The sequence below is a fragment of the Aerococcus urinae genome, from assembly GCF_001543175.1.
GTDB classification, from domain to species: domain Bacteria; phylum Bacillota; class Bacilli; order Lactobacillales; family Aerococcaceae; genus Aerococcus; species Aerococcus urinae.
The window spans coordinates 1,771,876-1,793,997 of record NZ_CP014161.1 but is presented as its reverse complement, the minus strand read 5'-3'; the positions used below and the strand labels follow the sequence as shown (position 1 = coordinate 1,793,997).

The 22,122-nt window shown below is 39.3% G+C and carries 26 protein-coding genes; 19 read left to right on the top strand and 7 right to left on the bottom strand.

The annotated features are described in order from the left end of the window. Positions 1 to 123 precede the first annotated feature (123 nt). On the bottom strand, positions 124 to 807 hold the full coding sequence (locus tag AWM73_RS08215; protein ID WP_060778893.1) for a DUF6287 domain-containing protein: 684 nt from the start codon (positions 805 to 807) through the stop codon (positions 124 to 126). A 247-nt stretch (positions 808 to 1,054) separates the two neighbouring features. On the opposite strand from AWM73_RS08215, the gene fic reads away from it, so the two are divergent. Next, entirely contained in the window at positions 1,055 to 1,660 is a 606-nt protein-coding gene (gene fic, locus AWM73_RS08210; RefSeq protein WP_060778892.1) for a protein adenylyltransferase Fic, read from the top strand. Positions 1,661 to 1,754: 94 nt separating this feature from the next. Here fic and AWM73_RS08205 read toward each other — a convergent pair whose 3' ends face one another. After that, on the bottom strand, positions 1,755 to 2,081 hold the full coding sequence (locus AWM73_RS08205) for a nucleotide pyrophosphohydrolase (protein WP_060778891.1): 327 nt from the start codon (positions 2,079 to 2,081) through the stop codon (positions 1,755 to 1,757). Positions 2,082 to 2,085: 4 nt separating this feature from the next. Then, the gene (locus AWM73_RS08200; RefSeq protein ID WP_060785007.1) at positions 2,086 to 3,906 is read right to left on the bottom strand and encodes a DUF2075 domain-containing protein; all 1,821 of its coding nucleotides are present in this window, start codon (positions 3,904 to 3,906) and stop codon (positions 2,086 to 2,088) included. An 800-nt stretch (positions 3,907 to 4,706) separates the two neighbouring features. Between AWM73_RS08200 and dcm the strand changes: the two genes are divergently transcribed. Further along, the gene (gene dcm / locus AWM73_RS08195) at positions 4,707 to 5,936 is read left to right on the top strand and encodes a DNA cytosine methyltransferase (protein WP_060778889.1); all 1,230 of its coding nucleotides are present in this window, start codon (positions 4,707 to 4,709) and stop codon (positions 5,934 to 5,936) included. A 22-nt stretch (positions 5,937 to 5,958) separates the two neighbouring features. Continuing rightward, on the top strand, positions 5,959 to 7,134 hold the full coding sequence (locus tag AWM73_RS08190; protein ID WP_060778888.1) for a phospholipase D-like domain-containing protein: 1,176 nt from the start codon (positions 5,959 to 5,961) through the stop codon (positions 7,132 to 7,134). Positions 7,135 to 7,197: 63 nt separating this feature from the next. On the opposite strand, the gene AWM73_RS08185 is transcribed toward AWM73_RS08190, so the two are convergent. Further along, positions 7,198 to 7,416: a hypothetical protein gene (locus AWM73_RS08185; protein ID WP_060778887.1), complete on the bottom strand. Its 219-nt coding sequence runs from the start codon at positions 7,414 to 7,416 to the stop codon at positions 7,198 to 7,200. A 418-nt stretch (positions 7,417 to 7,834) separates the two neighbouring features. After that, entirely contained in the window at positions 7,835 to 8,098 is a 264-nt protein-coding gene (locus tag AWM73_RS09150; protein ID WP_255204077.1) for a DUF1829 domain-containing protein, read from the bottom strand. A 327-nt stretch (positions 8,099 to 8,425) separates the two neighbouring features. Here AWM73_RS09150 and AWM73_RS08175 point away from each other — a divergent pair, with 327 nt between their 5' ends. After that, entirely contained in the window at positions 8,426 to 9,289 is an 864-nt protein-coding gene (locus AWM73_RS08175; RefSeq protein ID WP_060778885.1) for a TPM domain-containing protein, read from the top strand. Positions 9,290 to 9,432: 143 nt separating this feature from the next. Here AWM73_RS08175 and AWM73_RS08170 read toward each other — a convergent pair whose 3' ends face one another. Then, entirely contained in the window at positions 9,433 to 10,017 is a 585-nt protein-coding gene (locus tag AWM73_RS08170) for a helix-turn-helix domain-containing protein (RefSeq protein WP_060778884.1), read from the bottom strand. Between the two features lie 683 nt (positions 10,018 to 10,700). On the opposite strand from AWM73_RS08170, the gene AWM73_RS08165 reads away from it, so the two are divergent. The 9 genes from AWM73_RS08165 (at position 10,701) to AWM73_RS08130 (ending at position 14,961) form a co-directional block, all read left to right on the top strand. Continuing rightward, positions 10,701 to 11,618 (top strand): hypothetical protein, encoded by a 918-nt coding sequence (locus tag AWM73_RS08165; RefSeq protein ID WP_060778883.1) that lies wholly within the window; start codon positions 10,701 to 10,703, stop codon positions 11,616 to 11,618. A gap of 108 nt (positions 11,619 to 11,726) precedes the next feature. After that, the gene (locus AWM73_RS08160) at positions 11,727 to 12,173 is read left to right on the top strand and encodes a hypothetical protein (RefSeq protein WP_060778882.1); all 447 of its coding nucleotides are present in this window, start codon (positions 11,727 to 11,729) and stop codon (positions 12,171 to 12,173) included. Then, positions 12,157 to 12,315, top strand: a complete 159-nt coding sequence (locus AWM73_RS09070) for a hypothetical protein (protein WP_156417354.1) — start codon at positions 12,157 to 12,159, stop codon at positions 12,313 to 12,315. The genes AWM73_RS08160 and AWM73_RS09070 overlap by 17 nt, the downstream gene beginning before the upstream one ends. 65 nt (positions 12,316 to 12,380) lie before the next feature. Further along, the gene (locus tag AWM73_RS08155; protein ID WP_060778881.1) at positions 12,381 to 12,908 is read left to right on the top strand and encodes a sigma-70 family RNA polymerase sigma factor; all 528 of its coding nucleotides are present in this window, start codon (positions 12,381 to 12,383) and stop codon (positions 12,906 to 12,908) included. A gap of 153 nt (positions 12,909 to 13,061) precedes the next feature. After that, positions 13,062 to 13,259 carry a DUF1659 domain-containing protein gene (locus AWM73_RS08150; protein WP_060778880.1) on the top strand — a complete coding sequence of 66 codons (198 nt, stop codon included), beginning with the start codon at positions 13,062 to 13,064 and terminating at the stop codon, positions 13,257 to 13,259. 31 nt (positions 13,260 to 13,290) lie between these two features. After that, positions 13,291 to 13,533, top strand: coding sequence for a DUF2922 domain-containing protein (locus AWM73_RS08145; protein ID WP_060778879.1), 243 nt, complete (start codon positions 13,291 to 13,293; stop codon positions 13,531 to 13,533). Between the two features lie 93 nt (positions 13,534 to 13,626). After that, positions 13,627 to 13,911, top strand: coding sequence for a hypothetical protein (locus AWM73_RS08140; protein WP_060778878.1), 285 nt, complete (start codon positions 13,627 to 13,629; stop codon positions 13,909 to 13,911). Continuing rightward, positions 13,902 to 14,135, top strand: a complete 234-nt coding sequence (locus AWM73_RS08135; protein ID WP_060778877.1) for a phage holin — start codon at positions 13,902 to 13,904, stop codon at positions 14,133 to 14,135. Before AWM73_RS08140 ends, AWM73_RS08135 begins: the two co-directional genes overlap by 10 nt. Further along, complete coding sequence (locus AWM73_RS08130; protein WP_060778876.1) at positions 14,110 to 14,961, top strand: CHAP domain-containing protein; 852 nt, start codon at positions 14,110 to 14,112, stop codon at positions 14,959 to 14,961. Before AWM73_RS08135 ends, AWM73_RS08130 begins: the two co-directional genes overlap by 26 nt. 46 nt (positions 14,962 to 15,007) lie before the next feature. Here AWM73_RS08130 and AWM73_RS08125 read toward each other — a convergent pair whose 3' ends face one another. Continuing rightward, positions 15,008 to 15,526, bottom strand: a complete 519-nt coding sequence (locus AWM73_RS08125) for a hypothetical protein (RefSeq protein WP_060778875.1) — start codon at positions 15,524 to 15,526, stop codon at positions 15,008 to 15,010. A gap of 231 nt (positions 15,527 to 15,757) precedes the next feature. Here AWM73_RS08125 and AWM73_RS08120 point away from each other — a divergent pair, with 231 nt between their 5' ends. The 6 genes from AWM73_RS08120 (at position 15,758) to AWM73_RS08095 (ending at position 22,122) form a co-directional block, all read left to right on the top strand. Further along, complete coding sequence (locus AWM73_RS08120) at positions 15,758 to 17,224, top strand: FAD-dependent oxidoreductase (RefSeq protein WP_060778874.1); 1,467 nt, start codon at positions 15,758 to 15,760, stop codon at positions 17,222 to 17,224. A gap of 12 nt (positions 17,225 to 17,236) precedes the next feature. Further along, positions 17,237 to 17,506, top strand: coding sequence for an FMN-binding protein (locus tag AWM73_RS08115; protein WP_060778873.1), 270 nt, complete (start codon positions 17,237 to 17,239; stop codon positions 17,504 to 17,506). Positions 17,507 to 17,697: 191 nt separating this feature from the next. Beyond that, a complete protein-coding gene (locus AWM73_RS08110; RefSeq protein ID WP_060778872.1) occupies positions 17,698 to 18,456 on the top strand; it encodes an SDR family NAD(P)-dependent oxidoreductase in 759 nt (252 codons plus the stop codon). A 211-nt stretch (positions 18,457 to 18,667) separates the two neighbouring features. Next, positions 18,668 to 19,732 carry a MupG family TIM beta-alpha barrel fold protein gene (locus tag AWM73_RS08105; protein WP_060778871.1) on the top strand — a complete coding sequence of 355 codons (1,065 nt, stop codon included), beginning with the start codon at positions 18,668 to 18,670 and terminating at the stop codon, positions 19,730 to 19,732. Between the two features lie 4 nt (positions 19,733 to 19,736). Continuing rightward, on the top strand, positions 19,737 to 20,657 hold the full coding sequence (gene murQ, locus AWM73_RS08100) for an N-acetylmuramic acid 6-phosphate etherase (RefSeq protein WP_060778870.1): 921 nt from the start codon (positions 19,737 to 19,739) through the stop codon (positions 20,655 to 20,657). After that, the gene (locus tag AWM73_RS08095) at positions 20,650 to 22,122 is read left to right on the top strand and encodes a PTS transporter subunit EIIC (protein WP_060778869.1); all 1,473 of its coding nucleotides are present in this window, start codon (positions 20,650 to 20,652) and stop codon (positions 22,120 to 22,122) included. Before murQ ends, AWM73_RS08095 begins: the two co-directional genes overlap by 8 nt.

Here is a 22,122-nt window from a genome sequence, read left to right as displayed (position 1 = left end):
TAGTTGATTGGTGTTTGGATGGAAAAGTTTATTTTATAAATGAAAAAGCACAGCAAGTCCGCTAGTCATTGAAGGGATTGCTGTGTCTTTTTATGCTTTGGAATTTTGGTGTGGTTAGAGGTTTTAGTCTACTCTATAGTAGAATTCTTCAGGCATTTCCATTGTGCCATAGGTTTGGGCTACAAGTAATCGGTCACGACTATAGTCAGAGGCATCGACAAGGTCAAGCATGGGAGCTTTCATCTGGGTTCCTGCGGGAATAATATTTAAAGCTGCACCACCATACGAATCAGGTTCCTTAATATTTACAATCATAGTTTGACTTTCCATTCTAAAAGGATCTAGAAATATATATAGGTTACCATTGACATAACCATCTTCATCAATGACAAGTTCCTCTCCATTTCCATTGCGCCAAGTACCCACTAAAGTGGAGTGATCACCTTGTTGGAGTTGTTCGATATCAATACCTTGGTGGGAAGTAGTGCGACCAAGGTCACCAGCAATAGTAGGAACTGACGACTCATTGACGGAACTGTCTGATTCAGTCTCTTCTGCTTGGCTTTCACTTTCAGTCTTTTCTTCCTTGGCAGCTTTCTCTGCTTTTTCTTTCTTTTCCTTACTTTCTGACTCTTCCTTGCTGGATTCCTTTTCTTTAGATTCTTCTTTCTCTGAACTGGCTTCAGAACTTACTGATTCTTGGCTTTGAGAACTTGCGGTGGATTGGTCAGCGTCGTTTTGGCAGCCGACAAGGAATAAGGCGAGTAGGGCGGTTAGGGATAGGAGTTTGTGATTTGCTTTCTTCATGGTTGTTTCCTCCGTCTGTATGGTGTTTATTTGTCTCAAAAAAGTATATTTTGAAAACCCTTTCTTTAATTAAAGCTTGTTAGAATGGCTTTGTCAAGGGGATTGGAGCGGAATTGCTTTTTTGGATTTAAAAGGTGAATTATGTTAGGAATACTGTCCAGTAATCAATGTTCCACTAGGAATAGACTGAGGTCTATATGGTAAAATGAATCATAATACTAAGCGATTAAAGTGAGGGGTGAATGGGTTGGCAGATAATTCTTTAGACCAAGAAGAATACCTATCGAAGTCCCAAGCGATTGCGCTTTGGGATAGTGGAGCCCTTCAGGCATTTGAAGTGGGCACAATCAAGGGCCTACAGGAAATCCATTATGCCTTATTCCATGATTTACCAGGTTATCAGGCAGGGAAATTGCGGGATAAGAATATTTCGAAGCAAGGCTTTCGCTTTGCTAGTGCGATTTATTTAAGAAGTGCGGCACAAGCGATAGAGAAGATGCCCCAGCAGACCTTTGACGAGATCATCGATAAGTATGTGGGAATGAATATTCTCCATCCCTTTATGGAAGGAAATGGGCGGGCGACTCGGATTTGGTTGGACCTTATTTTGAAGCAAGAACTCGCTTTATGTGTCGATTGGCAACAAATTAATAAGACCGATTATCTATCGGCAATGGCCATGAGCCCTACTAATCCCCACTTTATTAAAATATTGCTGAAAGAAGCTCTGTCCGATGCTATTGACAGTCGTCAAGTCTATATGAAGGGCGTTGAGCAGTCTTATTTTTATGAGGATTTGAATGCTTATTCGATGGAGGAGATAGATGCTGATGATTCGGGTGAGAAGGATTAGAAAAATCTTATTTTCTGCTTAATAAAAAATCACATGAAAAAAGCTCCGAAAAATGTCACAATTTCTGTCATTTTTCGGAGCTTTTATTCTCTATCTAAAGTTCGGTATATTTTTTATTGCTGCCCTTACTTTTCTCTACGGGATATTTTTTGGCGTTGAGTTTTAACTTTTCTTCGATAATTTGATTAACATCGAGGTCTAAATTATCTGCAAACATCAAGCTATAGATCAAGACATCCGCTAGCTCTTCTTTGATGGCTTGCAGGTTTTTGTTACCTTCTTCCGCTGATTTCCATTGGTAAATTTCAAGGAGCTCGCTAGCTTCTAAGACAATTGAGAGGGCGAGGTCTTTTTCGTTATGAAACTTGCGCCAATCTCTCTCATCGCGAAAGGCATTAATTTTATCGATTAAATCCATCATTTTCTCATTCCTTTAACTCATGGTTTTGTGCTTTTTGGAGCATTGCTTGTAATTCTTTATCAACAGCATGGATGTATAAACCGTTAATTCCCCGTTTGAGGAGGACATTTAACTGATTTTGTAAGAGTTTATCAGAAATATCGACCTTCTCACCAGATTCCAGTGTCCGTTTTTTAGTCATTTGATCAGACCTAGCGGCACTAGCATCGTAAATGACTTTACCATTTCGATATTTTACCGAAGGGCCGATAATGACGCCAGCATAATTCAAGTCGAAACCTTGAATGGTATAAGTTGACCCCACTTCATGTAGGGACTTTGGTTGTTCTGCCCAAGACTGATTATCCTTACTTTTACTTGGTTGCTTAGTATCAGTATAGTTCCATGGTAGTTTAAAATCTCCATCCTCAACATACCAAGCTGATTTTTCCTTCGTAGGCGCCTTCCAGTCCCAATCATAGGTAGCTAACATCCGTGAGATCCCATTGTCTCGATTTTGTGCTTTTTCGATGATCGCTTGATACATGCTTTGGCTGTCATCAAATATTTTGATATCGTAACCCAAGCTGTCATTTGGGATATTGGTAATCTTTCTGTCTTTAACGAAGGTGTTGATCCATTCTACCGTTTCCGGTCCAGAATGAATCCGCATTCGGTTTTCTAAGTAAATATAGTTATCGTTTTCAATACTTCGATCAATCATCTGATCAATTCTAAGATTTTCCCAATATTGGGTTCGTGCAATAATTTGGTCTTCGTCAAAGATCAGAATAACCAATTTAGCATGTTCTAAAATATCCGTTAATTGGTCTTTTCCACTATACCCTTGGTTACCTTGGGTGAGTAATAGGTGGCCTTCATCGATCAAGACGATATCAACAGGATGATCAAGTTTTTTAGCTTTGTTGATAAAGGTGGTTGGTTTTAATACTTTTTCATCCTTTTTCTTTTGGATATTTAATTTTAAGGCGATATCATTATAAACCTGTAATTGCTCATTATGGTTGACTAATAAATAACAATCTAAGGGATCGTCAAGCGAATCAATGATCTCAGCCTCATCATTTTCAATATGACTATCTTGGTATCTAAGGTTATTCAATTCATAAAATAGAGCACTCAGTAAGACGGTCTTACCCGCTCCAGCTTCACCACTAACCAGGATTAATTCAGCTTCTTCATCTGATTTTGAACTTTTTTGCTTTTTAAAATTATCAAGGACCTTATCAAAAATTTTCTTTTTGGCTTTTATTTGTTCAAGAGTTAATTTATGGAAGGGCGAGGCTTTAAATAAGGCGCTGTCTTTAATGACAGACTCATCGGGAAAGATTTCAGGCTCGTGATCATGTAAATCTTGCCAGATTTTGGAAGTAAAATCTTCTAAATATTCATGGGTATAATATTTAATTTGCGGATTATTTCTTCTGTTATTCAATTGACCGATATTTGGGTTACCAGACATATATAACATTAATCGATTTTCGATATCTAAGGTCAGCGATTTATTGAATTTTTCATGACCAATAATAAATAAGCTGGCCGATTTAGCCTGTTTAAATTCTCGCCAATCTTGTCTTTCAATAGGGTCTCTAGTTAAGTGTTGTTGGGTGCGCGAAATAATATTAGTCGTTTCGCCAACATAACCGATAAATTTTTTGCTCTTTTCCCCGGTGATCACATAGACAGTAGGGTAAGCCAAAAACATGTCGCTTTTACTTACTGAATTTGTCAGCGTTTCAGTGTTTTTTTGCATCGACTGCTCAAATTTCTTCAGAGCAGTTTCATCATAGTCTATTTGTTCTATTATCGGTCGGTCATTAGTCATCTGATATCACCCAAAAAATATTATTTAATAATTAGTATAACAAAAACATGCTGAGGCGAGGAGTTCTGGGTGAAAGTTTTTATTTCAATTACTTAAAACATGAATGCATATTATATAAAAAGCCCTCTCCCTGGTCCGCATGTAGAAATTACATTAAGCGTGGAGAGGTTCTGTTATAGATAGTATATAGTAATTGATAACATTATTTACCAAAATATTTTAATTATTTCTTTCAACTAACAGGGAAATAAAGCCTCAGAAGAAAATTTTTTAACGTAATTCCTGCAAATACAGAAAAACAAGCTGATAGAACATCACTAGATCTGTCTAATGTAAATAGACAAACATACTCTGCAGGTGAAGAAGTTATGCTAGCAAATGAAAATGCTAATAAAGCACCGATTACAATTAATTCTGTCTCGTCAGATCCTAATATGTTCCCCATCACTCCAGGTGGCTGTTTTATTAATTTTTTTCATAAGTAGTAAGCCTTTTTCATTCATAAGCTACTCTAGTAAATACGTGACAAAATAATATATATGTATTATTATAAAAGATGATATTCTTACTATAAGAATGTCAATAACTTTCTATTTTTATAACTAAATCGGAAAGCTAGTAAAAGCCACCACTATAGGTGGCTTTTGCTGTTTTAAAATCATAAATAGAAATTCACTTTTTAATATTTAAAAGTGAATTATTATAGGGTTATATTCAATATATACATAGTAATAAATAGTTATATAGCAAATAATAAAGATGGTATACTTGAAGATATGTAAATTAAGGAGGTAAAAGCAATGACAAATTCTGTAAGTTCTACACCTGAATCAAGATATTCTTTAGCTTCTTTTTTTGCAGGTGTTGGTGGAATTGAGCTAGGTTTTGAACAAACCGGCAAGTTCAGAATTGATTATGCTAACGAATTCGATAAAAACGCAGCAATTACATATAAAACTAATTTTCCTGAAGTGGAATTAGATGAACGAGATATTCACGATGTTTTGCCATCTGAAGTTCCAAATTCAGATATATTCACAGGTGGCTTTCCTTGTCAGGCGTTTAGTATTGCAGGTTATCGAAAAGGATTTGAAGATGAGCGAGGGGATTTATTCTTTGAATTGCTTAGAATTATTAATCATAAAAAGCCTCAAGCTATATTTATTGAAAATGTAAAGAATATGGTTACTCATGATCATGGAAACACTTTTAAAGTCATTCGTGAAGCTTTAGTAACAAATGGATACTTCATTAAGTGGAAAGTTCTAAATACAAAAGATTATGGAAACATTCCACAAAACAGAGAAAGAATATATATAGTGGGGTTTAATAATAAAGCTCAGTATGATTCCTTTGAATTTCCTGGTGAAGTAACATTAACTACTAAGTTACATGATATATTAAATTATGAAGATAAATTTGATGAAGCATATTATTATAGGGAAGGTAAACAACCATTTTATTCTACTCTCGCTGAAGGTGTTACGAATGAGGATTCAGTTTATCAATGGAGAAGGCAATATGTTAGAGAAAATAAATCAGGTGTTGTTCCTACTCTAACTGCAAATATGGGAACTGGAGGGCATAATGTTCCAATTATTTTAACAAAAGGGGGAATTAGAAAATTAACTCCAAGAGAAACATTTAATGTCCAAGGTTTCCCAGAGGAATTTAATTTACCTAAAGATATGGCTAAAAGCCACCTATATAAGCAATCTGGAAATAGTGTTTCTGTTCCTGTTATTAAAAGAATTGCAACAAATATAGCTAAAGCATTAGATATTAAAGTTAATAGGAAGAAAATAGAAAATAAAAAATTAACTAGATCTAATTTTGCGTTAATATTTACAAGTATACATGGTAGATATAGTGGTTATTCAGAATTAGTAGAAACATTTGATACTATAAAAGAAGCAGAATTATTTAAAGATTCTCAATCCAAGAATATAAATATTCTATCTGATGATGAATATATTCATTTAATCAAAAAAGGTAAAAGTCAGCAATTTTATATGATTGTTCCATTATAGAGTGCTTTAAAGGGAGATTATCATGTCAGAATTTTTTTGGAATCTACAAACTGATGACGATAAGAAAAGGTATATACAACTACTACAAATAGTAGGATCTTTATCTAATCTGTTTGCTGATACAGTTAATCCTTTTCTTTATTATAGGGCTCATGAAAATTTATTTTGTGAAGTCTTTAATGCCAAAAATTTATCTCGAGGCGATATATCTTTTGATGCTGTCAAAGGAAATCTAGGGATAGGACTAAAAACTTTTTTACAAGGTAATGGAAATACATTTCAAAAAGTAGCAGAATTTAATTCTGATTCAGATTTATTTAGAGGACTTGTCACGGATGAAGAAGTTATATATAAGGTATCTGAATTAAGAAATAAGCGTATTAAAATGACTCAAAATGCTACAAATACTAAATTAAATCTTTATCATCTTATTACTCGCGATGAAGGATGTATGAACGTTGTAGAAACTCCAATGGATTTAGTAGACATTAATTCAATTAAGATCCCTAAAAAGCAATATAAAAATACTATACATTTTTCAGATAAATATAATGAATATTCTTTTTCTCGTTCTAAAAATACTTTGCTAAAAAGGTTTAATACTAGTGAACAGCATATTATATGTCAATTTGAGGTAGAGATACTTAAAAATCCTTTCGATATACTATTAAACTTATCAAATTACAACGACGATAAGAATAATGATTTGTCACAGAAACAGGATGGTCTAGAATATATAATATTACCTCTATATTCACCCAAAGATGGTAAAGTGCAACTGAGATCTGGTTTAAATCAATGGAATGCTAAAGGAAGGCCACGTCATCCTGATGAGGTATATATTCCTATTCCCTCATGGATACATACTACTTTTAAAGAGTTTTTCCGTTATGAGGCTGGTAAACCTACCCAAAATTATCCCTCATTTAATGTTGAGTTACCCAATGGACATATTATGAAATGTAAAATCGCCCAAGGTGGAGGAAAAGCCTTAATGTCTGATCCTAATAAAGATTTAGGCCATTGGATATTACGAGATGTACTTCAAATTCCTGAGTTTCAGGTATTAAACATGGAGTTTTTAAATGAAGTTGGTATTGATAGTGTTAAATTAAGTAAAAAGAATTTAGATTATTATCTTTTAGATTTTATGAGTTCGGGAAGTTTTAAAGAGTTTGAGGAAAATAACAAACTGTAATATTTATACGTTTATACATGTATTTAAAAGGACAGGTTATCTCTAGGCGAGTGACTTGTCCTTTTATTTTAATCTACTTTCTAACTCTTCAAAGACCTCGTCAATAGGTCGTCCTTCTTTCTTAAGGTGTTGTGCATAACTACTTTCTAATTTAGCATCTAGCTCTTCTACTGTAATGTGTTTATTACTACATTCTATATGAGTACTATCTGTCAATTTTCTCATATTTCTCTCATTAAGTTTGTCTATATCAGTAAATTTTTTTGAATAATTTTCACTCATATTAACTGTCCTTTCAAAATCCACAGAGTCTTTACTTTATAAGTTATAAATAAAGCGGTTTATTAAATATTTATCATAATGTATCAGGTCTTTCTTCCTTAACTTAACTATATAATCTCCTAATTTTCAACTGCAAATTCCTCACCTAGTTTTCTTAATACAAATATAAATAAAAGGTGATTATCCCTAAAATCGCTTATAATAAAACAAAAAGCACTAGTCGAGGGCAGAAAAAACACCCCTAGAAGCCACTAACTTCTAGGGGTGTTGTGTTTAGTTATGAACGAACTCCTTCGCTCCACATCTCAGTATAGCATTCATGTTGGAATTTACCATTAACTAGCTAACTTGTTATTGGCAAAGGTTTATTAGTATATTGGTTAGTCTTTAATTCCCTATTAATAGCAGGGGGGCTACTTTATTTAAGGGCGAGTATTTCACTTTGTTGGCTAAAGGGAATAATTTCTACATCAGCTTCTTTAGCGACTTTTTTATTTCTTTCAGAAATTGAATCTTTTTCAGAAATAATGACAAATTTTAAGCCGTGTTGAATAAATTGGGGTTCTTCTTTTAAATCTTCGTAGATAAATTTTTGAGATACGATATTATCAAAGCTAGGTTTACTAAAGAATTGAAACATAACATTAGGTCTCCATTTAGTGGCACCAAGACTATAGTCTATTTGATTGATAATTAAAGAAAATTTTTCTTTGGCTAAAAGAGTTGCCTTAAGGAAGCCAATGAAATGACAGCCATGCAGGTGACCACTGTTTATCCTCGTGTCCTAGTCTTAACTTAAACCTAGCCAGGGCTCCATCTTCACCTCTACAAGAGGGAATAGGAGACTGTTGACAGTTATAATCGAAATAAGCTTCGATAGACAGGGTTGTTTCGATTATGATCGAAACAAATCTTCACCTAAAATTTTTCTAATACAAAACTAAAGAAAAGGCGATTAGCCCCAAAATCGGTTATAATAAAATAAAAAGCACTAGGTGAGGGCAGAAAAATGGAAGATGAGAAGAAAAGTTCTAAAGGTAGTGGTTGCCTTGGTAATATGTCCTTTTTTGTCGTTATATTCGTACTTACCGCCATGTATTATTTTCTCAATCATACTTACCGGCAACCGGATTTTCCTGTGGCCAGCCAAGAGTATTACGTGTCAGACTATAGCCAGCTTCTGAATGACTTCACCACCCAGCACATCATGACTGAGGGCTACAAGTTGGACCAATTAACCCAGTCCAAGCTCGCGGTGGCTGTTTTACCAAGGACTGAGAGGTTCAATCGTTCCAAGTATAGCCAGACCCTGGCGGATAAATGGGGGATGACTGATGAGCCTGAAAATGAATGGGCCCTCCTCCTCTTTAAAACCGACGTCTCTTATCCCAGAGAAACCAGCGTGGACAATCCTTACATGCACTTAGAAATCGGTGGGGGCTTAAAAGACGAGCTGACTAACGAAACGACCGAGCAAGTGGTCAAGCACTATGATGATGATATTTATTATAATCACAATAACTATGACCAGGCCGCCTTTGATAGCTTTAATACCCTGGCTCGGCAAATCTACCAGGCCCACCAGCTGGAAGTCCCCGAGGCACTGATCCAGACTTACGAGGAGGCGGCCCAGGACCCCGCTAACCAAAGTAAGATCAACAGCAATCTCATGCAGGCAGATCTCAAACAAGCTGAGTCCCAAACCTTAAGAAATCCCCAGCCCCTCTACCTCCAGTTGGGCAGAGCTTTCTTTTTTACCGTCTGTACCTTACTGGCCCTAGTCGTCGTTTGTGTCGTCTGCTTCTTTTTTGCAACAGGATTTCTGGCTCTTGCTAAATTCATCTCCAAAATCTTTCATTGGGATGATAAATAGGCGGATTTGCTAAAAACACTTAATTTTTAGAATATAAAATAAGAACTTCATGATATGAATCTCATAATCGGCCCCACATACTTAAAACAATCACACAAAAACACCGTTCTCCTGCACTTACATACAGTGGGAACGGTGTTTTCTTATACCCGACCGAGGTGGGCAAAGACTCTCCCTAAGACTTCAAAGTCCTCACTATCCTTGACTTGGCTTTTGTCTCCTAGAGGCAAATAGAGGGGCAGGTCTTGGTAGACTTGGTAGCGGGCTAATTTCAAGTGGCCGGAATCCTTATCGGCTAAACACAAGATGTCGCCTCCCTTGATTTCGGCCAGGGGATCGACGAGGGCGTAGTCCTTTTTACTGAGGAGGGATTGGATGGCAGGATCATTGATCTTCACTGCAAAGATCTCCTCATTGGGTAGCCCCATGGAAGCGAGTTCGAAGAAGTGCTTTTTCTTAGCGGCTTTGAGCTTACCTTTTTTGTATTTCTTATAGACCGGCACTTCAATGACATCGGCACTCTTCATGTCGGAAAAGCCCCGCAAGTGGAGTTCCGAGACCCCGTAGAGATTGGCTAACTTGGTCAAGGTTTCTTGGTTGACTTCAGACTTGCCTTGTTCGTAGCGCCAGACGGTTGAGACCGATTTACCGATTTTTTCACTGACGGCTTCGATGGTCAGTCCGGCCGCTTCACGGGCGGCTTTGAGGCGTTGGGCGAGGGTAGGCATGGTAATTCCTCCTTTGGCCATTGAATAATGGCAATTTTCTCATTTTAAAACTTTAAGGTTGCCTTTCCACCATCATGGAAATGTTGCTTTTTGAGAACGTTTTTTTAACTTTCATATATTATACCGAAAAACGGGAGTAAATGCCCACAATTGTAAAAGAAAAAGGGTAGAAATGTTAACAAACGTAGATAAGCCATTCACAAATGTGAACCGTTTATTTACATTTGTTATATTAAATTCTAAAATCTCAACCATCACAGATTGCTCTTATTTTACATTTCGTAGAGTAAGCCGTAAAAAGCTACGGAAAGTAGAGTCTTAATATATTATTGAAATATGAATATATCATATGAATAGAATTTATGCAAAACAATAAAAAACCGCTTGCTTTTTTATATTGGATATAATATGTTTAAAAATGAAAAGAGAAATTCAACTCTTTTCAATGGCTCCAGTCCGGGATGTATCAAGGTAAAGGAGGGGCTTTTATCGGAAAAAATTTTAAAGATTAGTATAGCGGACAGAAAGTGTCACTTTTTGCATAGTCGGTGAAGACGTTTAAGAAGAATATTTCTCGTCAGAAATTGAGGACCTAAGATCAAAACCTTAAGCCCTTTTTTTGGGGTGGAAAATTTCTGACAAGCTGAAAATAAGTCAAAAGACACCATCACAAGGAGGTTATGATGACAGTAAGACGTGTGGTTCCGACTAGCTTTTGGCGGTCGCTAGAAGCTTTGGACCATTATAGCCAGGAAGAGCGTTATTTTGCCTTGTATTTGATGACTAATCCCAAGTGCAGCCAGGTGGGAATTTATAGTTTGCCCAAGCGGCTGATTGCTTTTGAGACAGGCTTTACTTTGGACCGGGTGGAAGAGTTACTCCAGCGCTTTAGTGGGGACTTTAAGAAGATTGCCTATTCTCACACCCACCAGGAAGTGACCCTTTTACATTCCCTTTCTTACTCCATCTTTCTCGGTGGGCGGCGGGTGATGGATTTGTTGGAGAAGGAATTGTCCCTGGTTCAAGACAGCGACCTGATTGAGGCCACCTTTGAAGCCATGCGCGACTTTTGGTTGAAGTCGAGTCGGCGGGTGGACCAGGCCATTATGCAACTCTTCGTCAAGGAGATCAAAAAACGTCGCTATGTGGCCGGGGACGATGAAAAAGAGGAAGTGGACGAGAGTGATAAAGAGAATGGGGATGAAAATGACAATGAAGAGTCGGCCAGCGAGTCGTCAGTGTCCCTGAAACTCCAAAGGGCTCCCTACCAAGATGACTATGAAAACCAGGTGATGAAGCGGATCACTAACCGCTACCAGATTCTCTTCAATGAAGCCATGCCTGAAGCGGACCAGGAGAAATTAAAATCCTATTGCCTGCTCTTTGAAAGCAAGCTCTTGGAAGAAGCCCTCTACCGGGCCAAGGCAGCCAAGTATCCCTTGTCCTATTACTTCAAAATTCTTGAGCGCTGGGATAAGGACCATATCTACCGGCTGGAAGACTTACCTCCTGTTAGTGAAGAAGACAAAAAGCCCAAGTTTTCCAAAAAGTCGGGCTACCAGGAGATTGTCCCAGCTTGGGCTAAGAGCCAGGTGAACTGATCAACGTCCTAGTGGAGCGGGGAGCGGACAGATTCTGACTGGCAAAGCTCACCCGACTTCTCATTGTTTCTCATGCCAATGGATAACATTTTAATAGAAGGAGTAACCATGACATTAAGCAATAGTATACATTTAATTGAACACTACAACCGTCTCTATGGTTTCGATTTGTTGGATGCTTATGACCACTGTGTCTTGGTCTTGACTAAATTCGCCCTCCTGGACCAAGCGAAAAACCAGGATTCCCGCCAAGTTCAAGTGGCCCTGGCGGATGCCTATATTGCCCTAGTGATGATGGCGGATTCCTATGCCCGGGTGGAAGACATAGGCAGTAAAGGACGGATTCGGGAAGACTTACCTTCGCTCACCCAGGCTTTTACCACTTTGGCTTTAGATGTGAGTTTTGACCGGGATTTGACGCCCGCCTTAAGCGACTTAGTGGCCCACTTATGGCAGGAGGCAGAAAACTTAGGCTATGATTTGGGTCAATGTTTGATCTGGCGAGTGACTGACTTATTAAATACGGAGGAGATGGATTATGCGGCAATGGGTTAAGGATTTTATTGTGGCGGTTTTAGCGATTTTACTCTTTCAACTACGGGGCTTTTTGGTCTCCTTTGGGATGATTATCCCCTTACTCCTATGCGCGACTCTAGCGGTCTTGGTGATGGCCCTCTATGAAAGTGTTAAGGATTAGAAGTGGGGAAGGTCTTACCCTCAATGTTGTGATACCGGTGATAGTAAGCAAGAAAGGAAGACAGTATGAGACTCGACAAATTATATGCCGACCGCTTATTGCGTGAATTTGAAGCCCTGATCCACAAAACCCTGGCGGACTTAACGATTAGAAAGTGCCATGGCGACTACCAGGACTATGCCCAAGAGTTGCGGCTCAAGCTCCTGGACCTGGCGGAAGCTTTCGATGGCAACCCCCTGGGCGAAGACCGCTACCGTTTTGTGGCCTATGCTGGCCGCTACTTGCGCTGGAGCTTACTGGACCTCCTGCGCCAAAGCCAGCGTTTCCCTCAATTGACTTTATCCGAACACCAGGACCTTCTGACTGAGTCTGCGGAAACAGAAGCTTTTGATCTTGGAGCTGCTGACTTCCTTCAGGCGGCCCAAGAGACGCTGTCAGAGCGGGATTACCAGCTGACTTTAGCCTTAGCGGAGAGGGACTTTTCAATTGCTGAGATTGCCCGGACATTTGGTGTGGCTAGAAAAACCATTTATCAATGGAAGACCCGTCTAGCCCAGCTACTCCTACCCTTTAAAGATTTACTAGAAGACTAGGCCTTAATGATCATATTTTTACATTAGCTCACCCTGGGGTGGGCTTTTTTTCGGTCAATTTTAAAAAAATGCCTTTTTTAGGTAACACTTGGCCTCCCTCAATTCGTTTATAGGGTGTAGCTAGCTACTAAAGCAAAAAAAGGAGTGATTGGAATGCAAGAATTTATCGATAACAAGTTAGTGGTCAAGGTGACTAACTTCGAGACCGACAAGGAAATTAAAACCACCTTCAATGACCTGGTGGAGCATCCCGCCATTGAAGCGGTTTACGCGGTTCGTGACGCGGTAGCCAGCTTATCTAAGGACCCAGTAACCGAAGTGGAAAGCATCAGCCGCCATGTCTATGTTTAATAAGGTTTCAGAAAGATAAGGAGGATGAATTATGCCAAGCCAAGAAAATTTCAATTTAGAGCTCTTGTTCAAGACTGAAGAGGGCAAGACCAAGAAAGTTACTATTAAAGAACCTAAGGAAGATGTTTCTAGTGAAGTGGCTCAAGCGGCCTTAGCGGCTATTGTGGATGCTGATATCTTCTTCAATGAAGACGGCTTTGACCCCTATGCCCAAGCCACTGGCGCCCGCTATGTCCGTCGCACCGTGACCGACATCTACCAAGTCGACGCCTAAGTTAGGGATTGACCTCCTAAGCCCTGCCTAGCGGGGCTTTTTTTATGAGAAATTGCTGAAGAGAAGATGAGAAAAGAGAAAGGAGTGAAAGGCATGACAGTGATTGAAATGGGTGGGCTGGCCTCTGCTTTTGTAGCCATCATCACCCTGGTCTCTAAGATTATCCAGTTAATTACTGCTATCCAGCGCTTGATCACTCGCCTGGACGTGATGGCTACCGAATTGGATCAACAAAAGACGGCGCAAAAACGTCTCGATGAGCGCATCCAAGTGGTGGAAAACACTTTAATGGAGACCGCCTTTCGCTTCCAGGCGGTGGAGTCTAAGTTGACGCATTTAGTCGAGAGAGTAAAGGAGATGATGGCGGAATGCCTTTAAGTAATCAGACCTATGACCGACTCAAGTGGCTGGCCTTGGTCTTTATGCCGGCTTTGAGTGTTTTAGTCAAGGGACTGGGTGAAGCTTATGGATTTGTGGGGACAGATACAGTAGTCGTGACCTTGAATTTACTGGCGGTTTTCTTGGGATCGGTCTTGCAATTATCCAGTGAGGACTACCACAAGGGAGGTGGGGGCTATGGTTACCGCCCAGCAAGTGCTTAGGACGGCGCAAAAATATCTGGGAATGACGATGGGGTCTCGGGCCCACCGCGACATGGTGGACCGCTATAACCGGGTCTTGCCACGTCCGGTGGGGTATGTGGCTAAGTATAGTGATGACTGGTGTGATCTCTTTGTGACTGCAGTTAGTGATGAAGCGGGAGCGACAGATTTGATTGGACGTGAGTGCGGGGTCCAGCGTCATATCCATGTCTTTGCGGGGCTTGGAATTTGGCTGGGGCGAGTCTATCCCCAGGCCGGTGATATTGTCTGCTTTGACTGGGACGGGGGTGGCTTTGCTGACCATATTGGTTTTGTGGAAGCGGTGACGGGGTCGACGATTACTACCATTGAAGGTAACGCCAGTCGCCGGGTGGCTAGGAACCGTTTTGCCTGGAATGATTGGCGGATCAAGGGCTATGCCCGGCCCAAGTACGGTAGTCAGGCCAGGCGAAGAGATAAGACCGTGGACCAGTTGGCCCGGGAAGTCCTGGATCGCAAATGGGGTAATGGAGCCGACCGGGTTCGGCGCTTGGTGGCAGCGGGTTATGACTATCAGCTGGTTCAAGAGCGGGTCAACCGCTTGGTGATTGAGCGTGATAAAGATGGCGCACGAGCTGATCCGGTGGCTGTGGGGGCTTCAGTACGAGTGGCTGACTGGGCGACCCACTGGCAGACGGGCCAGCGGATAGCGGACTGGGTCAAAGGCAAGGTCTTTACCGTGATGGAGCGGAAAGAGATTGACCACCCGCAAAGTGATTGGGTTTATTTGTTGAGTAACCGGGGGATTGCCATTGGTTGGTTGTTGAGTCAGGATGTTGGTGAGTAGGAGAGTGGATAAGGAGAAAGCAGCCTGTGGAGGGCTGCTTTTTTGCTTAGGTGTTAAGAAAAGAGGGTTTTACTGCGTCTAGTTTTACATTGAAATCCTCTAATTGATAATCTAAGTCATCTAATAGAATTTCTAAAATAATATAAGCTGCACCTTTTACATAGACTTTAAGAGCAAATAACTGTGTGTCAGTTAATTTTTTTTCATGATAATTATAATAATACTTCTTACTCAAGGAGAAGAAATTATCAGATACATATCTCAGAAATTCATTGGGATTGTGTTTGTAATAATTTAAGATCATAGAGCGATACTTATCCTTTAATAATAATCCGCCATGTAAATACATAATTTCATAATATGTCTTATTTTTTGAATGAAGAAGAATGTTATCAGCATGGTATTGGTAAAAAGAAATAACCAAGTCATCGATATTTTGAAAAAAGCGATAAAATGTGGTTCTTGATATGTTTGAAAATTCACAAAAAGATTTTACAGTAGCATCTCTGCAATTATCGTCTAAATAGTCCTCAAAACGGCTAAAAATATAAAGACGCGTGTTCATCGTGATCGACCTCGTTTAATTTATTGATGATTGAACATTTAAGGAGAAATGTTCAGATTTGTAACATTTTAAATCATGTGAAGCTTTACACTTATTTGCTTATATTACTATTATATCTGTAAAGAAGATTGTTATAAAGGACTTAGAAGATCAAGGATATTTGGAAGATGCGCTGCTCAAAGCGCTTATGAAAATAAGAATGGTAAATAATTATTTTTAGGAGGTATATACATGGAAACGAAAGTGATGAATGATAAGCATCAAGCGATCGATGAGACCTATGATACAGATATTTTAGTAGTCGGTGGAGGGATATCTGGCTTAGCTGCTGCTGTTGAAGCAGGACACCAAGAAGGTGTTGAAGTTCTTCTAGTAGAGTCTAATGCCTATTGTGGTGGAAATGGAATGGGCGTTGAAGGGATGCTTGGTGTAGATTCAGTGATGCAAAAAGAAGCTGATATCCATTTAGATCCAGTCGAATTGATCGGTTATGAACACCAGCAAGCCCAATATACACCAAACGGGTCCTTATGGTTAGATTTAATTTATAATTCAGCAGAAAATGTGCAGTGGTGCCTTGATCAGGGAGTGGAATATGATCAGGTAGACGACTATCATGGCACTTGTGTAGCGCCAACTTTCCACTGGTTTAAAGGTGGTGTGGCATCTAAGGGCTATGTTCCTCAAATGAAGAAAAAAGCTGAGGAATTAGGCGTCAAATTTCTATTAGAAGCCCCAGTCACTGATCTAATTGAAGAAAATGGAAAAGTTGTTGGTGCCTATTCAAAAACCAAGAATAAAAATATTCAAATCAATGCTAAAGCTGTTATTTTAGCTACTGGCGGTATTGGTGGCGATAAGGAATTGGTCCATCGTGCAGGCTGGAAGTTAGAAAACACAGTATTAACCGGTATGCCAAGTGTTAAGGGTGATGGCTATAAACTAGCCATGAGTTCAGGAGCTATGGATACTATTACCAACTCCTGTCAGTTAATTGTGAATTATATCCAAGCTTTACCATATGAAGGAGTTTACCCACACTATGATGAATTGAATGGAATGATGGGACTACCTGCAGGAGGGCCTTTCTTGTGGGTAAACCAAGATGGAGATCGTTTTGTTAATGAGAATATTCGTCAAACAAATATTATGTTGCAGTCACTAGCCATTAACAGTAATAAAGTAGCTTATATGATTTTTAACCAAGAAATTTATGATGACTTTACTAAAGATATTGAAAATGCTAAAGATGTTTTAGAAAAAGCTGTAGAAGAAAATAAAGGAAATTCTTTATATAAAGCGGATACATTTGAAGAGTTAGCCGAGAAAGTTGGTTTACCTAAGGAAGAATTCTTAAGGACGGTTGAACATTATAATGAGATGGCTACAAATGGAAGAGATATTGACTTTGGTAAAGAGACAGATAAGTTAGTACCTATTAATAATGGGCCTTACTATATTGCTCGTTTAGATTTTAACTATATTGTTGGTATTGGTGGGATTGGCAGTAACAAGTGGTTTGAAGTCATTGATGACCAATATGACCCAATTCCAGGCCTATACGTAGCCGGAATGGATACTGCCATGCAATATCATGATGTTTATACCATCAATGTCGGAGGGTCAGCTTGCGCCCATAATGTTAATTCAGGTCGGACTGCTGTGAAGAGAGCTAAGCAATATATCGATGCTTTATAGTGAGGTGTTGAAATGTTAAAAAATGGAACTTATGAGGCAACTGCAAAAGGGCAAATGAATGATATAACTTTAGAAGTAACCGTTGATAGCAATAAAATTGAAAAGATTAATATTATAAAGGAAGATGAAACACCGGGTATTGGTGACATTGCTTTAGAAAGAATTCCTAAAGCAATCATCCAAGAACAATCTGTAGAGGTTGATACTGTTTCTGGCGCGACAGTGACTTCAAATGCTGTTATATCTGCAGTGAAGGAAGCTTTAGCAGAATCGGAAAAATAGAATATCTTATAGCAAGAATTAATATTTTGGTGCCTAGAAGGGTAAAAACTACTTTTTGGGCACCTATTTATTTTATAAATTATAAAATCAAGAGTTTGTTTTAATTATATGAACAAAGGGTTGTAATCGCTTTCTGAAAGAGCTTTCTTTATAATGAATGTGTTACTGATTATTTGAACGGAGGAATATATATGTTTGATCTATCCAATCGTGTGGCTGTGGTGACTGGTGGCGGGACCGGTATTGGTAAGCAATTTGCGACCGCTCTAGCTGGTCAAGGGGCTAAGGTAGCGATCTTATCACGCCGCCAAGAAGTGCTCGACGAAGCGGCTAAAGAAATTGCAGAAAAAACCGGTTCAGAAGTCTTTCCGATTTCAACCGATGTGACTGATCCTGAATCGATCAAGGACACCCACCAAGCCATCTTAGACAAGTTTGGCAAGGTAGACATCTTAGTCAATAATGCGGGGGGCGGGAATAATGCGCCCCTGGCTGAAATTACGGACGAAGCTTGGCACAAGACCTTTAACTTGGATGTTGACGGGATGATGTACATGACCCGTGAATTTGGGGCCAAGATGGTGGAGAATGGCTATGGCCGTGTGATAAACATTGCTTCCATTCTCGGCTTCGGTGGCTTACCAGAGCTGCCAATCATTGACTATGCTGCAGCGAAAGGCGCAGTGGTCAACTTTACCCGGGCAGCGGCGACCGAATGGGCAACTACTGGTGTGACGGTCAATGCCATCGCGCCTGGTTTCTTCGCATCCGAAGCCAATAATCCTGAGGCTATGGAAGCTATGAATGACTTTATCGAACTGAGAACACCGATGAAACGTCCGGGGAAACCGGGTGAATTGGCTAGTGCTGTAGTCTTCTTAGCCGCTGATGAGTCGACCTATGTGACCGGGCAAATTGTCGGGGTAGATGGAGGCTGGACGGCGATTTAGTCTGGTGGAAAAGTTTAATAGTGAAAATGATTGCCAGTAGGGCTTGATAGAGGCTCTGCTGGCTTTTTTGTTTGTATTATACAAGTCAAATTAATACATATTGTTTTGTATTACTATGTAATTTATTTTCTGTATTCACCATAGATAGTTGAAATTTATTTTCATAAGCATATAATTAGAAATGTAAGCGTTTTAAAAGATAGGAGAAAAGATGTTTGGGTTTTCTGTTTATTTAAATAGTGATTTAAGTCATGAAGATAGAGCATATATTGAAAACATGAAACAGGGAGGTTTTCAAGGAGTTTTTACTTCGATACAGATTCCAGAGGATAATCAAGAAAAGTATTTCAAACGACTGCAAGATTTAGCTAGCCTTTGTAAAAGGCTACAGCTTAGTTTAATGGTAGATATGTCATTAGCTTCATTAGAGAAGATTGGCATCAGTTTGGACAAGGTTGAAGTTTTAACGCAATGGGGAATTACTGGCATACGATTAGATGATGGGTTTTCTAACGAAGTCATTGCCAAATTGAGTCACAAAATTCATTTAGGGATAAATGCTTCAACTATTGAAGAAAATGATATTAAGGAAATTATTGCCAACGGAGCAGATAAAGAGAATATCGCTGCTTGGCATAATTACTACCCTCGTCCCTATACCGGACTCGGTGAAGATTACTTTATACAAAAAAACCACCTATTTCATCAGTATGGTTTAAAGGTGCAAGCCTTCGTTTCTGGAGATCAACCCTATCGCGGACCGGTATACCAGGGTTTACCTACCCTTGAAAAGTTAAGGGGGAAGAAACCTTTTATGGCTAGTTTAACTATGCTCAAACAATATAATGTTGACCAGATTTATCTAAGCGATCCTTATTTATCAGGCCAAAGTTTAGAACAATTTTCCTATTATATAAAAGATGGAATTATTCTCTTACAAGGCTCTTATGATGATAATTATAAAAGCGCTAAGGACCCCTACTTTCAAGAGGTTCAGATGTGTCGTCCAGATATTAGTGAATATGTAGTCAGGAGCCAATATGCTAGAAGAAAAATCATAGAGGCAATTGACCCCTCCAATCAAGCTTTCAGAAACAAGGGAAGTATCACGGTCGATAACAGTTTAGCCGGTCGCTATGAAGGAGAGTTTGAAATAGTAAGGAAAGATTTACCAAGCGATCCATCAGTCAATGTGGTTGGAGCAATTGCTTCGGAAGATATTCCCCTAATCCAATTGATCGGTAGTAAGCAAAAGTATTTAATCCAATGGAGATGATTTCATGTCTAAGGAAGATTTAGCAAAATTAACTACAGAAACAAGAAATAAGTCTACTTTTAGTCTTGATAAGTTATCTGTGTTAGAAGTATTAAAAATTATGAACGCGGAAAATGATAATGTTCAGAGCGCCATAAGCAAGGTCTTGCCCAAGATTGAAGCAGCTATTCAAATGATTGTTGATTCCTTTAATCATGATGGACGTTTAATTTACATGGGAGCTGGGACGAGTGGACGGCTTGGGGTTTTAGATGCGGCAGAATGTGTCCCTACCTTTGGAACCTCTCCTGATATGGTGGTTGGTCTCATTGCAGGAGGCGAACGGGCAATGACAAAAGCCGTTGAAGGAGCCGAAGATGATGAAAAGTTAGGAAAAAATGATTTAAAGGATATTAAGCTAAGTCCGCTAGACACTGTAGTAGGGATCAGTGCCAGTGGAAGAACGCCCTATGTTATTGGCGGTTTAAAGTATGCCAATCAGCTAGGTGCTAAGACGATTGCGCTCTCTTGCAATGATGAATCAGCAATTTCTGCACTAGCTAAAATAAGTATTGAAGTAATCGTTGGACCAGAAATATTAACCGGATCTACTCGACTTAAAGCAGGAACAGCACAGAAATTGGTCTTGAACATGTTATCAACGGTTTCAATGATACAAATTGGTAAGGTTTACCAGAATTTAATGATCGATATTAATGTTACTAATGAAAAACTAGAAGACCGGGCGACAAGAATTATCAGTAATATTACTGAAGCTTCTTATGAGCAAGCACATGAGGCATTAGTAGCTAGTCATTTTAATGTGAAGAATGCGGTCGTGATGTTAGCTGAAAAAGTTTCTTTTGAAGAATCTCAAAATTTACTCCAAAAAGCGGATGGTTTTATATACAAAATTATTGAAGGCGAGGCTAGGAAAAATGAGTAAAGAAGAACACTTAGCGAAGAATATTTTTGAACATATCGGCGGCAAGCAAAACACAAATAAAATCTATAATTGCATGACACGAATTCGGATTGATATTAAGGATTTTCAAGCAGTGAACCTATCAGCCCTAGAAGAAGAGGAGGGCATCTTAGGAATAGTTAAGGACGACAATACGCTTCAAATTGTTGTTGGCCCCGGCATCTCACAAAAAGTAGCCGATAAAATGAACGAATTAAGTGGAATTTCACATACGGAAAGGGTTGATGAAAATTTAGATCCTCATTTGACGAGTAATCGCTCTCGGGCAGAAGAAATTGCTAATCAAAATAAGAAAACCTATAAAGAAAATAATAAACCTTCGTATTTTAAATCTTTTACTAGTACCATAGCGAGTGTCTTTGTTCCACTAATTCCTGCTTTTGTAGGTGCCGGTATTATTGGTGGGATTGCCTCGGTATTTCAAAATCTCATAACTGCCGGTAACTTAGATGCGGCGACTTGGGGTAGTGCTGTAACCATACTTAATATTATAAAAAATGGGCTTTTTGCCTATCTAAATATTTATGTGGGGATCAATGCAGCCAAAGTATTTGGTGCTACTGAAGGATTAGGAGGAATTGTTGCTGGGATTATTTACCTAACAGGAATGACGCCAGAAAATCCTTTAAAGAATATATTTACCGGACAACCCTTAGCTCCAGGACAAGGGGGGATTATTGGGGTACTTTTAGCTGTATTCCTACTTTCAATCGTTGAAAAACAATTGCGGAAGTTTGTTCCAAATTCCCTAGATATTATTGTTACGCCAACGCTTTCCCTATTGACAGTAGGCTTAATGACAATCTTTTTAATTATGCCAATAGCTGGTTGGGTTTCAGCTGGCTTAGTGGGCGTGGTGAATTGGGTACTCAATGTTGGAGGAGCCTTTAGTGGCTTTATTCTCGGGGCCTTCTTCTTACCTTTAGTGATGTTTGGATTACACCAAATACTCACACCGATCCATATTGAAATGATCAATGCGACTGGGGCTACACAACTCTTGCCAGTCTTAGCGATGGCAGGCGCAGGTCAAGTTGGCGCAGCTTTAGCGTTATGGCTTAAGTGTCGCCGTAATGGTCAATTAGTCAATATTATTAAAGGGAGCCTACCTGTCGGTATTTTAGGTATTGGTGAACCCTTGATTTATGCCGTCACCCTACCCTTAGGACGTCCCTTTATCACTGCATGTATTGGTGGTGGTATCGGCGGAGCAGTTGTTGGAGGAATAGGCAGTGTTGGAGCGACAGCGATTGGTCCTAGTGGGGTCGCCTTGATTCCGTTAATTGCCGATGGAAAATGGATGGCTTATGTCTTAGGCTTGCTTGCTGCTTATGCAGGTGGCTTCGCCGCGACTTACTTTTTTGGCGTGCCGAAAGAGGCGCAGCATGCTGATTCATTTAGTAAAAACGCTAAGATAACGGGTTGA

Coding starts and splice junctions, on each gene's coding strand:
- AWM73_RS08145 (WP_060778879.1), top strand. CDS start 13,291: ATGCCAAGCCAAGAAAATTTCAATTTAGAGCTCTTGTTCAAGACTGAA.
- AWM73_RS08170 (WP_060778884.1), bottom strand. CDS start 10,017: ATGCCTACCCTCGCCCAACGCCTCAAAGCCGCCCGTGAAGCGGCCGGA.
- AWM73_RS09070 (WP_156417354.1), top strand. CDS start 12,157: ATGCGGCAATGGGTTAAGGATTTTATTGTGGCGGTTTTAGCGATTTTA.
- murQ (WP_060778870.1), top strand. CDS start 19,737: ATGTCTAAGGAAGATTTAGCAAAATTAACTACAGAAACAAGAAATAAG.
- AWM73_RS08120 (WP_060778874.1), top strand. CDS start 15,758: ATGGAAACGAAAGTGATGAATGATAAGCATCAAGCGATCGATGAGACC.
- AWM73_RS08110 (WP_060778872.1), top strand. CDS start 17,698: ATGTTTGATCTATCCAATCGTGTGGCTGTGGTGACTGGTGGCGGGACC.
- AWM73_RS08185 (WP_060778887.1), bottom strand. CDS start 7,416: ATGAGTGAAAATTATTCAAAAAAATTTACTGATATAGACAAACTTAAT.
- AWM73_RS08215 (WP_060778893.1), bottom strand. CDS start 807: ATGAAGAAAGCAAATCACAAACTCCTATCCCTAACCGCCCTACTCGCC.
- AWM73_RS08165 (WP_060778883.1), top strand. CDS start 10,701: ATGACAGTAAGACGTGTGGTTCCGACTAGCTTTTGGCGGTCGCTAGAA.
- AWM73_RS08205 (WP_060778891.1), bottom strand. CDS start 2,081: ATGATGGATTTAATCGATAAAATTAATGCCTTTCGCGATGAGAGAGAT.
- AWM73_RS08175 (WP_060778885.1), top strand. CDS start 8,426: ATGGAAGATGAGAAGAAAAGTTCTAAAGGTAGTGGTTGCCTTGGTAAT.
- AWM73_RS08135 (WP_060778877.1), top strand. CDS start 13,902: ATGCCTTTAAGTAATCAGACCTATGACCGACTCAAGTGGCTGGCCTTG.
- AWM73_RS08150 (WP_060778880.1), top strand. CDS start 13,062: ATGCAAGAATTTATCGATAACAAGTTAGTGGTCAAGGTGACTAACTTC.
- AWM73_RS08095 (WP_060778869.1), top strand. CDS start 20,650: ATGAGTAAAGAAGAACACTTAGCGAAGAATATTTTTGAACATATCGGC.
- AWM73_RS08160 (WP_060778882.1), top strand. CDS start 11,727: ATGACATTAAGCAATAGTATACATTTAATTGAACACTACAACCGTCTC.
- AWM73_RS08125 (WP_060778875.1), bottom strand. CDS start 15,526: ATGAACACGCGTCTTTATATTTTTAGCCGTTTTGAGGACTATTTAGAC.
- AWM73_RS08190 (WP_060778888.1), top strand. CDS start 5,959: ATGTCAGAATTTTTTTGGAATCTACAAACTGATGACGATAAGAAAAGG.
- AWM73_RS08200 (WP_060785007.1), bottom strand. CDS start 3,906: ATGACTAATGACCGACCGATAATAGAACAAATAGACTATGATGAAACT.
- AWM73_RS08115 (WP_060778873.1), top strand. CDS start 17,237: ATGTTAAAAAATGGAACTTATGAGGCAACTGCAAAAGGGCAAATGAAT.
- AWM73_RS08140 (WP_060778878.1), top strand. CDS start 13,627: ATGACAGTGATTGAAATGGGTGGGCTGGCCTCTGCTTTTGTAGCCATC.
- AWM73_RS08155 (WP_060778881.1), top strand. CDS start 12,381: ATGAGACTCGACAAATTATATGCCGACCGCTTATTGCGTGAATTTGAA.
- AWM73_RS08130 (WP_060778876.1), top strand. CDS start 14,110: ATGGTTACCGCCCAGCAAGTGCTTAGGACGGCGCAAAAATATCTGGGA.
- dcm (WP_060778889.1), top strand. CDS start 4,707: ATGACAAATTCTGTAAGTTCTACACCTGAATCAAGATATTCTTTAGCT.
- AWM73_RS08105 (WP_060778871.1), top strand. CDS start 18,668: ATGTTTGGGTTTTCTGTTTATTTAAATAGTGATTTAAGTCATGAAGAT.